Origin of the sequence: Streptococcus nidrosiense, assembly GCF_042140045.1 — a bacterium.
Taxonomy (GTDB): Bacteria; Bacillota; Bacilli; order Lactobacillales; family Streptococcaceae; genus Streptococcus; species Streptococcus nidrosiense.
In genome coordinates this window covers 1,699,956-1,712,973 of the sequence record NZ_CP152419.1, presented here as the reverse complement: position 1 = coordinate 1,712,973, position 13,018 = coordinate 1,699,956, and the positions used below count along the sequence as shown (strand labels likewise).

At 39.2% G+C, this 13,018-nt stretch carries 19 protein-coding genes and 1 pseudogene; 13 read left to right on the top strand and 7 right to left on the bottom strand.

Annotation, left to right across the window (positions count from 1 at the left end; translation table 11 throughout):
* The first annotated feature begins 50 nt into the window (after positions 1–50).
* The 5 genes from gla to AAFQ93_RS08225 all read left to right on the top strand — a co-directional run bounded on the left by gla (position 51) and on the right by AAFQ93_RS08225 (position 4,738).
* Positions 51–920, top strand: coding sequence for an aquaglyceroporin Gla (gla, locus tag AAFQ93_RS08245; protein WP_371559256.1), 870 nt, complete (start codon positions 51–53; stop codon positions 918–920).
* Positions 921–1,084: 164 nt separating this feature from the next.
* Positions 1,085–1,618 (top strand): YutD family protein, encoded by a 534-nt coding sequence (locus AAFQ93_RS08240; protein ID WP_375555156.1) that lies wholly within the window; start codon positions 1,085–1,087, stop codon positions 1,616–1,618.
* Positions 1,619–1,634: 16 nt separating this feature from the next.
* Entirely contained in the window at positions 1,635–2,720 is a 1,086-nt protein-coding gene (rlmN, locus tag AAFQ93_RS08235) for a 23S rRNA (adenine(2503)-C(2))-methyltransferase RlmN (RefSeq protein ID WP_004253810.1), read from the top strand.
* A gap of 1 nt (position 2,721) precedes the next feature.
* On the top strand, positions 2,722–3,195 hold the full coding sequence (locus tag AAFQ93_RS08230; RefSeq protein ID WP_373114425.1) for a VanZ family protein: 474 nt from the start codon (positions 2,722–2,724) through the stop codon (positions 3,193–3,195).
* A 1-nt stretch (position 3,196) separates the two neighbouring features.
* Positions 3,197–4,738: an ABC-F family ATP-binding cassette domain-containing protein gene (locus AAFQ93_RS08225; RefSeq protein ID WP_375555155.1), complete on the top strand. Its 1,542-nt coding sequence runs from the start codon at positions 3,197–3,199 to the stop codon at positions 4,736–4,738.
* Positions 4,739–4,799: 61 nt separating this feature from the next.
* On the opposite strand, the gene AAFQ93_RS08220 is transcribed toward AAFQ93_RS08225, so the two are convergent.
* The 5 genes and pseudogenes from AAFQ93_RS08220 to AAFQ93_RS08200 all read right to left on the bottom strand — a co-directional run bounded on the left by AAFQ93_RS08220 (position 4,800) and on the right by AAFQ93_RS08200 (position 8,161).
* A complete protein-coding gene (locus AAFQ93_RS08220) occupies positions 4,800–5,039 on the bottom strand; it encodes a zinc-ribbon domain-containing protein (protein WP_080979303.1) in 240 nt (79 codons plus the stop codon).
* Positions 5,040–5,067: 28 nt separating this feature from the next.
* Complete coding sequence (locus tag AAFQ93_RS08215; RefSeq protein ID WP_375555780.1) at positions 5,068–5,874, bottom strand: peptidylprolyl isomerase; 807 nt, start codon at positions 5,872–5,874, stop codon at positions 5,068–5,070.
* Between the two features lie 71 nt (positions 5,875–5,945).
* Positions 5,946–6,757, bottom strand: a pseudogene (locus tag AAFQ93_RS08210) (HAD family hydrolase).
* 13 nt (positions 6,758–6,770) lie between these two features.
* Complete coding sequence (locus tag AAFQ93_RS08205) at positions 6,771–7,514, bottom strand: DeoR/GlpR family DNA-binding transcription regulator (RefSeq protein WP_375555154.1); 744 nt, start codon at positions 7,512–7,514, stop codon at positions 6,771–6,773.
* A gap of 113 nt (positions 7,515–7,627) precedes the next feature.
* On the bottom strand, positions 7,628–8,161 hold the full coding sequence (locus tag AAFQ93_RS08200) for a hypothetical protein (protein WP_375555153.1): 534 nt from the start codon (positions 8,159–8,161) through the stop codon (positions 7,628–7,630).
* Positions 8,162–8,340: 179 nt separating this feature from the next.
* Between AAFQ93_RS08200 and rpsP the strand changes: the two genes are divergently transcribed.
* The 7 genes from rpsP to AAFQ93_RS08165 all read left to right on the top strand — a co-directional run bounded on the left by rpsP (position 8,341) and on the right by AAFQ93_RS08165 (position 11,742).
* A complete protein-coding gene (gene rpsP, locus AAFQ93_RS08195) occupies positions 8,341–8,613 on the top strand; it encodes a 30S ribosomal protein S16 (RefSeq protein WP_000268760.1) in 273 nt (90 codons plus the stop codon).
* 19 nt (positions 8,614–8,632) lie between these two features.
* Positions 8,633–8,872 carry an RNA-binding protein KphA gene (gene kphA, locus AAFQ93_RS08190; protein WP_000379617.1) on the top strand — a complete coding sequence of 80 codons (240 nt, stop codon included), beginning with the start codon at positions 8,633–8,635 and terminating at the stop codon, positions 8,870–8,872.
* Positions 8,873–8,915: 43 nt separating this feature from the next.
* Entirely contained in the window at positions 8,916–9,248 is a 333-nt protein-coding gene (locus AAFQ93_RS08185; RefSeq protein ID WP_178894814.1) for a MazG nucleotide pyrophosphohydrolase domain-containing protein, read from the top strand.
* 96 nt (positions 9,249–9,344) lie between these two features.
* Positions 9,345–10,127, top strand: coding sequence for an alpha/beta fold hydrolase (locus AAFQ93_RS08180; RefSeq protein WP_375555152.1), 783 nt, complete (start codon positions 9,345–9,347; stop codon positions 10,125–10,127).
* A 36-nt stretch (positions 10,128–10,163) separates the two neighbouring features.
* Complete coding sequence (gene rimM / locus AAFQ93_RS08175) at positions 10,164–10,682, top strand: ribosome maturation factor RimM (RefSeq protein WP_375555151.1); 519 nt, start codon at positions 10,164–10,166, stop codon at positions 10,680–10,682.
* On the top strand, positions 10,672–11,391 hold the full coding sequence (gene trmD / locus AAFQ93_RS08170) for a tRNA (guanosine(37)-N1)-methyltransferase TrmD (protein ID WP_375555150.1): 720 nt from the start codon (positions 10,672–10,674) through the stop codon (positions 11,389–11,391). Before rimM ends, trmD begins: the two co-directional genes overlap by 11 nt.
* A 12-nt stretch (positions 11,392–11,403) precedes the next feature.
* Positions 11,404–11,742, top strand: coding sequence for an ATP cone domain-containing protein (locus AAFQ93_RS08165; RefSeq protein WP_375555149.1), 339 nt, complete (start codon positions 11,404–11,406; stop codon positions 11,740–11,742).
* A 30-nt stretch (positions 11,743–11,772) separates the two neighbouring features.
* On the opposite strand, the gene AAFQ93_RS08160 is transcribed toward AAFQ93_RS08165, so the two are convergent.
* Complete coding sequence (locus tag AAFQ93_RS08160) at positions 11,773–12,093, bottom strand: hypothetical protein (protein WP_375555148.1); 321 nt, start codon at positions 12,091–12,093, stop codon at positions 11,773–11,775.
* A 98-nt stretch (positions 12,094–12,191) separates the two neighbouring features.
* Here AAFQ93_RS08160 and AAFQ93_RS08155 point away from each other — a divergent pair, with 98 nt between their 5' ends.
* Complete coding sequence (locus AAFQ93_RS08155; RefSeq protein WP_000807425.1) at positions 12,192–12,407, top strand: YdbC family protein; 216 nt, start codon at positions 12,192–12,194, stop codon at positions 12,405–12,407.
* A gap of 61 nt (positions 12,408–12,468) precedes the next feature.
* On the opposite strand, the gene AAFQ93_RS08150 is transcribed toward AAFQ93_RS08155, so the two are convergent.
* The gene (locus tag AAFQ93_RS08150; RefSeq protein ID WP_375555147.1) at positions 12,469–13,008 is read right to left on the bottom strand and encodes a biotin transporter BioY; all 540 of its coding nucleotides are present in this window, start codon (positions 13,006–13,008) and stop codon (positions 12,469–12,471) included.
* Between the last annotated feature and the right edge of the window lie 10 nt (positions 13,009–13,018).

Here is a 13,018-nt window from a genome sequence, read left to right as displayed (position 1 = left end):
AAAATTGATAGAATAGGGATTGTCTAAAAAATATTAAGGAGAATCTATCAATGGATTTCGCATGGGCAGTCAAATATGCCACTGAATTTTTGGGAACAGCCATCTTGATCATCTTGGGAAATGGTGCAGTTGCCAACGTTGAACTTAAAGGTACGAAAGGTCACCAAAGTGGCTGGCTCGTTATCGCTGTTGGTTACGGTATGGGGGTTATGATCCCTGCCTTGATGTTTGGTAATGTTTCTGGTAACCACATCAACCCAGCCTTCACTCTTGGTCTAGCAGTTAGCGGACTTTTCCCTTGGGCACAAGTAGCACCATACATCGTTGCACAAGTCTTGGGAGCAATCTTCGGACAAGCCTTGGTTGTTGCAACTCACCGTCCTTACTACTTGCAAACTGAAAAAGCAAACAATATCTTGGGAACTTTCTCAACTATTTCAAGTATTGACAACGGAACAAAAGAATCACGCTTTGCAGCAACAGTTAACGGTTTTATCAACGAGTTTGTTGGTTCATTCGTTCTCTTCTTTGCAGCACTTGGTATGACAAAGAACTTTTTTGGTGCTGAAGTTCTCCAATACATGAAACAAATGGCTACTCAAGCAGGTCAAAATGTTGACTTCTCTGATTTGGCAATTAAAGCTCAAGTAGCGCCTCATACAGCATCAGGCCTTGCTGTTGGTCACTTGGCACTTGGTTTCCTAGTAATGGCCTTGGTTACTTCACTTGGCGGACCTACTGGACCTGGTTTGAACCCAGCTCGTGACTTTGGACCACGTCTCCTTCATGCCTTCCTTCCAAAATCAATCCTTGGTCAACACAAGGGTGATTCAAAATGGTGGTATGCTTGGGTACCAGTAGTTGCACCGATTGCAGCTGGTATTGCAGCAGTAGCGCTTTTCAAATTACTTTACCTATAATCACTCAAAACTGGGAAGACCCAGTTTTTTTCTTGTCTAGGAAAGTCGAGTTTTTAGATAAAGATTCTTAAATCGTCAGACTTTTTTCATTTTAATGCTAAAGGTGAAAATGTAGCGAAAATATGGTAAAATAGAGTACTAAGTAAACGTTAAAAAGGAATATTATGCGTAAAGAGATTGCACCCGAATTATATAATTACAATAAATTCCCTGGTCCTGAATTTCATCTATCTGGAGATAAAGTCGAAGCTGAAGGGTTTACCTTTACTTTGGTTGAAAATAGCAAGGATGCTTTTGATGCAACGGCATTTACTCAACGCTTTTCTGAAGTTTTAAGTAAGTTCGATTATATTGTTGGAGACTGGAGTAATGAGCAGTTGCGCTTACGTGGTTTCTACAAGAATGAGCGAGCTGAAGAGTCTCTTGAGAAAATCAGTCGTTTACAAGATTACCTACTTGAGTATTGTAGCTATGGTTGTGCCTATTTTGTTCTAGAAAATGAAGTTCCTAAACGAGCACCGTTTGACCAAAAGATGCGCAAAAAAGAGGAAGAAAAGGATTCTCGCAAAGGGAAAAAAACTGCCCAAAGTAAGAAAAGAAATCATACGGATAAGAGAAATAGACGCCGTTCAAAAGAACAGAAATCTCAGAAAGAAGACAAGGGGCAACGTCATTTCGTCATCCGTAAGAAAGATTAGAGAATAAGGAGAAAACATGAAACCGTCTATTTATAGTTTAACACGTCAAGGCATGCAAGAATGGGTCTTGGAGCAGGGAGAAAAGAAATTCCGTGCCGACCAAATCTGGGAGTGGCTTTACCGTAAACGTGTTCAGACATTTGAAGAAATGACCAACTTGTCTAAGGATTTGATTGCCAAGCTCAACGAGCAGTTTGTAGTCAATCCCTTGAAACAACGTATCGTTCAAGAGTCAGCCGATGGTACTGTCAAGTATCTCTTTGAGTTACCAGACGGGATGTTGATTGAGACAGTGCTGATGCGTCAGCACTATGGTTTGTCAGTCTGTGTAACAACTCAGGTAGGATGCAATATCGGTTGTACCTTCTGTGCATCAGGCTTGATCAAGAAGCAACGTGACCTCAATAACGGTGAAATCGTTGCGCAGATTATGTTAGTCCAAAAATATTTTGACGAACGTGGACAAGATGAACGTGTTAGTCATATCGTTGTAATGGGGATTGGAGAACCTTTTGATAACTACAATAACGTCTTGAACTTTATCCGTACCATCAATGACGATAAGGGAATGGCTATCGGTGCTCGCCATATCACCGTATCAACTTCTGGTTTGGCTCACAAAATCCGTGAATTTGCTAATGAAGGTGTGCAGGTTAACCTTGCTGTTTCTCTTCATGCACCAAACAATGAACTTCGTTCAAGCATCATGAAGATTAACCGTGCCTTTCCAATTGAAAAACTCTTTGCAGCTATCGAGTATTACATTGAAACAACTAACCGTCGCGTAACTTTTGAATATATCATGCTCAATGAAGTGAATGATGGTGTGGAGCAGGCGCTTGAGTTAGCTGAATTGCTTAAGAATATCAAGAAATTGTCTTATGTCAACTTGATTCCTTACAACCCAGTTAGTGAACATGACCAGTATAGCCGTAGTCCTAAAGAACGTGTCATGGCTTTCTATGATACGCTCAAGAAAAAAGGTGTCAACTGTGTCGTTCGCCAGGAACATGGTACAGATATCGATGCGGCTTGTGGACAATTGCGTTCAAATACCATGAAGCGTGATCGCCAAAAAGCAGTAGCTGAAGTAAATCCATAAGATGAGTCGAAAAACATTACTAAGCTTGGGAGTGCTTTTATACAGTCTTTGTATCGTCTGTTTTTGTTTTACTCCCCAGCCAAAACTTCCGATAGGAGTGGAAACTCCAGGTATTCAAACTTTTGGACGCCTGGTTTTTCTTTTGACGCCTTTTAACTCCCTTTGGAAACTGGGTGAAGTGACAAGTCTTTTTCAGTTATTTTGGATTTTTTTGCAAAACGCCTTAAATATCCTTTTACTTTTCCCGCTGATTTTCCAACTTCTCTTTCTCATTCCTAGTCTAAGAAATACTAAGAAAGTGATTTTGTTTAGCTTTTTATTGAGCTTGGGAATTGAATGCACGCAACTAGTTTTAGATTTTTTCTTCGACTTTAACCGGGTCTTTGAGATTGATGATTTGTGGACCAATACCTTGGGTGGCTACCTGGCTTGGCTCCTCTATAAACTACTACATAAAAACAAGATAAGGAATTAAAATGAGTATCTTAGAAGTTAAAAATTTGAGTCACGGTTTTGGTGACCGTGCGATTTTTGAAGATGTATCTTTCCGCCTCCTTAAAGGTGAACATATCGGCTTAGTTGGTGCCAATGGTGAAGGAAAATCAACCTTTATGAGCATCGTAACTGGTAAAATGTTACCTGATGAAGGTAAGGTGGAATGGTCTAAATATGTGACAGCTGGCTACCTAGATCAGCATGCTGTGCTTAAAGAAGGCCAAACTGTTCGTGACGTTCTTCGTACAGCTTTTGACGAATTATTCAAAGCCGAAGCGCGTATCAATGATCTCTACATGGAAATGGCAGAAGAGGGCGCTGATATTGATGCATTGATGGAAGAAGTTGGAGAACTTCAGGACCGTTTGGAAAGTCGTGATTTCTATACCTTGGATGCGAAGATCGATGAAGTGGCGCGTGCCCTTGGTGTCATGGACTTTGGGATGGATACAGACGTAACAGCCTTGTCAGGTGGGCAAAGAACCAAGGTACTTTTGGCAAAACTCCTGCTTGAAAAGCCAGATATCTTGCTTCTGGACGAGCCAACTAACTACTTGGATGCTGAGCATATCGACTGGCTCAAACGCTATCTCCAGAACTATGAGAATGCCTTTGTTCTTATTTCTCACGATATTCCTTTCCTCAACGACGTTATCAATATCGTCTATCATGTAGAAAATCAGCAGTTGACTCGTTATTCAGGCGATTACTACCAGTTCCAAGAAGTCTATGCCATGAAGAAATCACAGTTGGAAGCAGCCTATGAGCGTCAACAGAAAGAAATTGCTGATCTCAAGGATTTTGTGGCTCGAAACAAGGCGCGTGTTGCAACACGAAACATGGCCATGTCTCGCCAGAAGAAATTGGATAAGATGGATATCATCGAACTCCAAAGTGAGAAGCCAAAGCCATCCTTTGAATTTAAATCAGCTCGTACACCTGGACGCTTTATCTTCCAAGCCAAGGACTTGCAGATTGGCTACGATCGTCCCCTTACTAAACCATTAAATCTTACCTTTGAGCGCAATCAAAAGGTTGCTATCATCGGTGCCAACGGTATCGGGAAAACAACCCTCTTGAAGAGTCTTTTGGGAATTATTCCACCTATTGCTGGGGAAGTTGAGCGTGGTGACTATCTAGAACTTGGCTACTTTGAACAAGAAGTGGAAGGTGGCAATCGTCAAACACCACTAGAAGCTGTCTGGAATGCCTTTCCGGCACTCAATCAAGCCGAAGTTCGTGCAGCCCTTGCTCGTTGTGGTTTGACGACTAAACATATCGAGAGCCAAATCCAAGTATTGTCAGGTGGGGAACAAGCCAAGGTTCGTTTCTGTCTCTTGATGAACCGCGAGAATAATGTCCTTGTTCTTGACGAACCTACCAACCACTTGGATGTGGATGCCAAGGACGAACTCAAACGTGCTCTGAAAGAATATAAGGGTTCTATCCTTATGGTTTGTCACGAACCAGACTTTTACGAAGGCTGGATGGACCAAATCTGGGATTTCAATGAGTTGACATAAAAAGAGAATCCCGCAAAACTAGAATAGGAAAAAGCCAAGTCTGGGTGACTTGGCTTTTTGGCTAGTAATTCAAATAGGTCTCAATATCAGATTTTTGGATTTCTTTCCCGTAGTGACAAATCGGGCAAGAAACGAAATAAGTTTTTCCGTAAGGAAAGAGTGGAATCCAGTAAAGGGTAAACTTACGTCCAGTTTCTGAAATTTCCCAAGTGTCGGTATTGTTACAGTGACCACACTCGATAGTGGTTTGAGTATGTCCTAAGACCTTTTGGTAACCTTTCGAACCCCAGAATAAAATCATTTTCACATCTCCTTATTTTAGGGTCATCCTATTTTTTGCTGAAATCGTAGTCCTTAACAATTTCAATGCTGTCAATAGTGATAGCAGTAGTTGGTTTGTCTTTTTCGTCTTTTTCAGCCTTGGCAATCTTGTCAACAACATCCATACCGTCGATGACTTGACCAAAGACAGGGTGCTTACCGTCTAGACTAGGATTTCCACCTTCTTTGTAGGCTTCGATAATTTTCTTTGGATAGCTATTCGTAGGGAGTTTGGCAGAAATATCCGTCGTATTTTGGTTGATGAAGAACTGGCTACCGTTTGAATTTGGTTGACCAGTATTGGCCATAGAGAGAGAACCACGAATGTTATAGAGGTAAGGAGAGATTTCGCTCTTGAAACCAGTTCCCTGGTCTTTAGTCTTATCCTTATCATGCCAGATGGATTCACCACCAGTACCATCCCCTTTTGGATCACCAGTCTGGACCATGAAGCCATCAATCACTCGGTGGAAGGTAACGCCATTGTAGTAGCCTTCTTTTGCGTGAGTTAGGAAATTTTCAACCGCAAGTGGAGCTAGCTTTGGAAAGAGTTTGATGCGGATATCTCCTTGACTGGTGCGGAGAATGACTTCAGCTTCGTCTTCAGCAACTTCCTTAGAGAGTTGTGGGAAGTTAGCATTCTCATTTGTCAAGGCGTCTTTGAGATCCTTGGCAGATTGGGCAGCTGCTTTGGAACTTTCTTCAGCAGCCAAGCTAGAATCTACATAGTCATCCCCTCGGAGACTACGTTGGATACTGCTACATCCAGCAAGGGCAAAAGTTGAGATTAATAGAAGTGTTGCTATTTTTTTCATGGTAATCCTTTCAAAAATCATTTCTACCATTGTACCCTAATTGAAAGTGGATTTCAAATATTCAATTGTGATCATTCCGATAGTACATACAATTTTATAGCCTTGCTTACACCATTTTGATCATTAGAATCTGTTACTTTATTTGCACAGACTTTAACATCTGTAGGAGCGTTTCCCATTGCAACACCAAGTCCAGCGGTCTCAATCATTGGAATATCGTTATAATTATCTCCAATACTCATAATTTCAGTAAGTGATAGTTGATAATAGTTGGCTAATTCTAACAGAGCTTGTTTTTTTGAGACTTGATTATGTGTGACTTCAAGATAGTTATCCTTCGAGAGGTAAAAGTCAGTTTGAGGGAAATCCATGGTTGCTAATGTCTCTTTAAGTTTCTGGATAGTAGCTGCGTTATCTATTAGTAAAAGTTTATGAATAAGATTCTTTTCTTCCTGAAGAAAATCTGCTAGTGAAGTAACTTTGGGGCTCTCTCCAGTAATCTGTGCTTCAATTTCTACCCATTTATCTAAAGTATTTACGTACCAATATTTTCCAGAATAAACATTAATTGAAACTGTCGGAAATTCTTTTGTTAAAAAATCATGTAGTAAGAGTAATTCCTTTTTATTAATAGAATGCTGACTCAGAATTTTATCTCCTGTACTAATGAGAGCACCATTATAACTTGCAATTGGAAAACTTGTAATCCCCAGTTCTTCCGAAATTGGAGCTATACCAAGAGGAGAGCGAGCAGAAGCTAGACAAAAGGGATGTCACTTTGTTTCAAAAGTGGCATCAGTTCTATCAAATGAGAATCTAATTGGTGATTTTTATCCAAAATAGTACCATCGATATCACTCATGATTAACTTTATTACTGACATATGTTTCTCCTTTTTAAAATAGAATAGTTGTTTTACCATCTAAAGACTGTTGAATTTCCAGGTCGGGTTCTTTGTCTGTAATCCAATAATCAAAATCAGTAAGTTCGGAAAGAATATAATGAGAGTGTTTGTTTATCTTGCTGGTTTCAGCTAACAAGACGCGAATTTTACTGGTTTTAAATGCTCTTTTTTTCATTAGAACATCTTCTTGATCCTCAAAGCTAACTTGTCCGTCTGAAAGACTAGCTGCACCAAAAAATGCTAAGTCAAATTTAATTCTATTCAAAGATTCGGATTCTTCTAATGAGTAATAGAAACGATTCTTTTTATGAAATCGTCCACCGATAATGTGAAAATCGACATTTTCATTTTCTCCTAAGACCAGTGCATTATCCAATGAATGGCTGAAAATAGTAACCTTTTTATCAGTTATTTTTGCTAACTCAAGTACAGTTGTTGAAACATCATAGAAAATTAATTGTGAATCAGAAATGAGTTGGGTAGCTAAATGAGCAATTTTCTCTTTTTCTTTGGAAGACTGTTCTGCTCGACCTTTATAACCAAGAATCCTTTGCTTTTGAATTGGCAATAAACCTCCATGAGTTCTTTTTGCTCGTTTCTCCTTTGCGAGAATAGCAAAATCTCTACGGATGGTATCTTTAGAAACATGGAAATGGTCAACCATTTCTTTTGCTGATAGACTTCCTCTCTCTTCTAAAAGTTTTATGATTTCTTCTAATCGTTGTTCTTGGTACATAGGAAAGCCCCCTTTTAATACTAATATACCTCTTTTATAAGTGATTGTCAATAAGTGTAATGATTTATAAGTGTTTTGATTGATTTATAAAAAAATCAACCAGTCTTGGTTGATTAAAGATTCTTTTTAGGATGGCGGTCAATGATTGCTTGATGGTCCTTGAGAGCTTGTTCTCCTTTTGGAGTTAGTTTATAGCCACGAATCGAAAAGAGACTTGCTAATTCCTCTTCTGAAAAATGTTCATGAAGGGCTTGATTCAAGTCGGCAGCCTTCATTTTAGAAAGTCCAGTAACCCCCTTATTTTTAAGGATATTCTTTTTCATGGTGCTATTTAGATGATCCAGCGAATCAAAAGCAGTTTCAACAAGAGCATAGCCTTTTTCAACAAGCGTTTCTAAATGTTTTGGGGCATCAATGCCATAAGTGTACTCAAAGTATTTAGGAAACCAAGTTTCTGTAGTAAAGGTACCAAACTGAATTCGCCAGAGGAGGATAATATCTCCTGCCAGGAGATTGTCTTCTAATAATTCCATATTTCGCTTGGGAACAGGCTTGGGATTTAGTAGCCAAGTCTCTATATCACGATCAGGAGAGATATAAGGTTTGACTTGGTGGTCTTTGTAAATGTTCTCTAGACTAGTATTCATAAAGTTTCTCTTTCTAATTTATCCCTATTAGTCTAACAAATTTATAAAAAATTTAAAAATTTTAAAGTCTGTCAAGTTTTTTTCTTGACACCTCTCAGAAATCTGCTATAATAGAACATGTGCTAAATAGCTCAGCTATTTCACCGAACTAAAAAAATAAAAGAAAAGAGATATCAAAAATGGCAGTAAAAATCCGTTTGACTCGTATGGGTTCTAAGAAAAAACCTTTCTACCGTATTAACGTAGCAGATTCACGTTCACCACGTGACGGACGTTTCATCGAAACAGTTGGAACTTACAACCCACTTGTTGCTGAAAACCAAGTAACTTTGAAAGAAGACCGCGTTCTTGCATGGTTGGCTGATGGAGCTCAACCTTCAGATACAGTACGCAACATCCTTTCAAAAGAAGGCGTATTGAAAAAATTCCACGATTCTAAATTCTCTAAATAATTCTAAAGTAGGTTGACAGATGGATACGATTGAAAATCTCATTATTGCAATTGTGAAACCCTTGATTTCACAACCAGATGCCTTAACTATCAAGATTGAAGATACACCAGAATTTTTGGAGTATCATTTGGATCTTGACCAGAGCGATGTGGGTCGTGTAATCGGTCGTAAGGGTCGCACTATCTCAGCGATAAGAACGATTGTCTACTCTGTCCCAACTGAAGACAAAAAAGTAAGAATCGTTATTGACGAAAAATAAGAAGGGCGGGACGAATGTCTCGCTTTTTTTGCAAGGAGAAGGAATGAGAGATTTAACAGTTAGACAACTAGAGGAATACTTACTTGATCATTACCAACAATCTAGAACAGAAGAAGGACTTTTTATCAAACTAGTGGAAGAAGTTGGAGAAGTCGCTGAAGTTTTAAATGGACGTTCAGGTAGAAAAGAGGGTGTCCAAGATTCAAACGAGGAATTGGCAAAGGAGTTGGCAGATATCATTCACTATACAGTCGCAATTGCAGCCATCAACGATATTGATCTAACCAAGACCATTTTTGAAAAAGACAAGAAGGCAGCTATCAAGTATCAGCATGAACAAGATTTGGAAGGCTTTTTAGCAAGAAACCATCCATAGTTGCTCTTTTCTCCAACTTGTGAAAATCCCTGGAACGTGATAAAATAAAGGGTAAGGGTATATAATAAATCATTGTATAGAATGAGTGGTTTCTTTATGAAGAGGTTTGAAGTATCTACAGAAATTGGTAGTCTCTCTGTTACTTATCAAAAGCAAAAGAAAGTGCTAGTTTGTTTAAGTGGCGCAGGTTTGCTACCTAGTTATGAAAATTTTTCACTTATACTTGAAAAACTTCCTCCCACAATTGGTTATTTGACAATTGATTTTCCAAACACAGGTAGAAGTCCGATTCATGACCAAGCTGGAAAAAATCTAGATAATCTTGCAGATGCGGTTTATGAAGTACTTGAAGAATTAGAGATTTCTGAATATATACTTTGTGCACATAGTTTGAGTGGAATTGTAGCTTGCAAATTACTCAACAAACCAATTAAGTGTCAGGCCTTAGTAGCGATTGAACCAACAACTAAAAAAGTAATGTTTGCTGATTTTTCAGAAAATCCTTATCCAGAAATGGAAGAGCAGATGAGACTGATTGAAGAATTCGGTCCTGAACTTTATTTTAAGAACTTAACTCAAGCCACATTCAGCCCTGAAACTAACAAAGAAATCTGGGAAATAATGCAAGAAAAAGGCTCAGAGTTGGAAAATCAAGATCCAGAGTTTCAGGTATCTGTTGAGATCACCAAGGAAGATTTTGAGGATATGTCAATAGCAGATCGTATCCCTGTATTTATTTTTTGTCAGACTTATAGAGAAAAAGAGTACAGAGAATCAGAATATTGGACTTCCAGTACTAAACTCATTTTAGGAGGGAATCACCATTATTTACAGTGGTCTGAATCAGATAAAATTGTAGATATTATTAAAAAATTGTAAGAAGAAAATGGAGATAAGGAAATTACAGGAGATCAAATGAACTATTTTAACGTTGGAAAAATCGTCAATACCCAAGGCTTGCAAGGTGAGATGAGAGTCTTATCAGTGACGGATTTTTCGGAAGAACGCTTTAAAAAAGGTGCCGAACTGGCCTTATTTGATGAGAAGGATCAATTTGTTAAAACAGTGACTATCGCAAGTCACCGTAAACATAAAAACTTTGATATCATCAAATTTAAGGATATGTATCACATCAATGATATTGAAAAATACAAGGGCTACAGTTTGAAGGTTGCGGAAGAAAACCTTAATGACCTAGATGAGGGTGAATTTTACTATCACGAAATTATCGGCCTAGAGGTTTACGAGGGCGACAATTTGATTGGAATTATTAAGGAAATCCTTCAACCAGGTGCCAATGATGTCTGGGTAGTCAAACGCAAAGGCAAACGTGACCTTCTTTTACCATACATCCCGCCGGTTGTGCTTAATGTGGACATTCCCAATAAGCGTGTGGATGTAGAACTCTTAGAAGGGTTAGACGATGAAGATTGATATTTTAACCCTCTTTCCAGAGATGTTCTCACCGCTAGAACATTCCATCGTTGGAAAGGCCCGTGAAAAGGGGCTTTTAGATATCCAGTATCATAATTTTCGTGAATATGCTGAAAAGGCTCGTCATGTTGATGACGAACCCTACGGTGGTGGTCAAGGCATGCTCCTGCGAGCGCAACCAATCTTTGATGCCTTTGATGCTATTCAAAAGAAAAATCCGCGCGTGATCCTTTTGGATCCTGCTGGTAAGCAGTTTGACCAGGCTTATGCTGAAGATTTAGCACAAGAAGAGGAACTCATCTTTATCTGTGGTCACTACGAGGGCTATGATGAACGCATTAAGACCTTGGTAACAGATGAGATTTCTCTTGGTGATTATGTTCTAACTGGTGGAGAACTGGCAGCAATGACCATGATTGATGCGACGGCTCGCTTGATACCTGAAGTGATTGGGAAGGAAACCAGTCATCAAGATGATAGCTTTTCATCAGGCCTTCTTGAATATCCTCAGTACACACGTCCTTACGATTATCGTGGCATGGTGGTTCCAGAAGTGCTTATGAGTGGGCATCATGAGAAGATTCGCCAATGGCGTCTCTATGAAAGTCTCAAAAAAACTTATGAGCGTAGACCAGATTTGTTGGAACATTACGAATTAACAGCAGAAGAAGCTAAAATGTTAGCGGACATTAAAGAAAATACAAATTAAAAGGAGAAGCCTATGCAAGTCATTAAACGTGATGGACAAGTTGCCGACTTTGATCCAGATAAAATCTATCAAGCCATTCTCAAAGCTGCTCAAACGGTTTATGTTTTGACCGATGATTTACGTCAAAACCTAGCTCAGGTAACTAAGAAAGTTGTCTTGGATCTAGAAGATGCAAAAGTGGAGCGTGCGACAATCAGCATGATTCAATCAATGGTTGAGCATCGCTTGCTTGGTGCAGGTTACATCACCATCGCTGAACACTATATTTCTTACCGTTTACAGCGGGATTTAGAGAGAAGTGGTTACGGAGAACATATTGCTGTTCACCTTCATTTTGAACAAATCCGTTAATAGAAAAGAGTGAGATGAAGAAAACTCATCTCACTCTTTCTTAAATCGATTTTTTTGGGCAGTTTGGACAGTTGAGGGAACAAAACTTATTTTTTGAATATCTGGGACTCGAATAATGCGGGTCACATTTTTTGCAAAATTTTTAACGATAATTTGCTGGCGGTCCGTATCAAATTTGATGATATCCCCTGTAAAACTTGTATCTGAAAAAATAATGTGGACAGCAGTTTTTTTCAGGAGTGCCTCTTTAATGGCACTTGTCAGGGAGTCAGCTTTGGAATGATCTGGTTCTTCTCGTCCGTTGAGAAATCCTTGGAATTTTTGTTGAATATGTTTAAATAAATCTTTCATCGGAGCCTCCCTTCTTTTTACCATTATTATATACAATTTTAAAAAAATCTACAAGATTTTACGAATAATCAAGTGAAGACAATTAAAAGGAGAATACAATGGCAGAATTTACATTTGAAATCGAAGAACACTTACTTACGCTCTCAGAGAATGAAAAAGGTTGGACCAAGGAAATCAATCGTGTCAGCTTTAATGGAGCACCAGCAAAGTTTGACATTCGTGCTTGGAGTCCAGACCACACTAAGATGGGGAAAGGAATCACCCTCTCAAACGAGGAGTTTCAAGTGATGGTCGATGCCTTTAAGAATCAATAAGCAATCATAAAAAAACAGACGAAAGGAGGTTGGGAGAAAATTCCCGACCTCCTTTCTTTCTTTATTTATGTGAAAAGTAGGGTTGATTACTAAGACGTTGAAGGAGTGGTCGTCCGATAAAACTAATGGCAAGGATTTTTGCAAGATCAGGAATGATAAAGGGAAGCACACCGACAGCGAGAGCCTTGTCAATAGGCATACCAGCAAGGAAGTGGAGGCTGAGAATACCACCGACAAAGACAAGGGAATCCCCTAAGAGATTGGCTAGGAAAATACGTACAACACTGCTATTCGTATGAGTCAGATAGGAAGCAAGTCCAGCATAGACAAGGTCAAACCATAGATAACCAGCACTTGGCCCAATTAAAACGTGGAAACCAGCTCCTCCACTAGCAAAGACAGGAAGACCAATGGCACCTAGTAAGAGGTAAAGTCCTACAGAAAGGACAGCTTCCCTAGGTCGAAAAACAGTAGCGATGAGTCCGATAGCAAAGTTTTGCAGAGTAAATGGTACAGGTCCAATTGGGATACTGATTTGGGCTAATACTGCAATCAGAGCAGCCCCAATAGCAGGAATAGCGTAAATGTGTGCTTTTTTCATAATAGTTAAC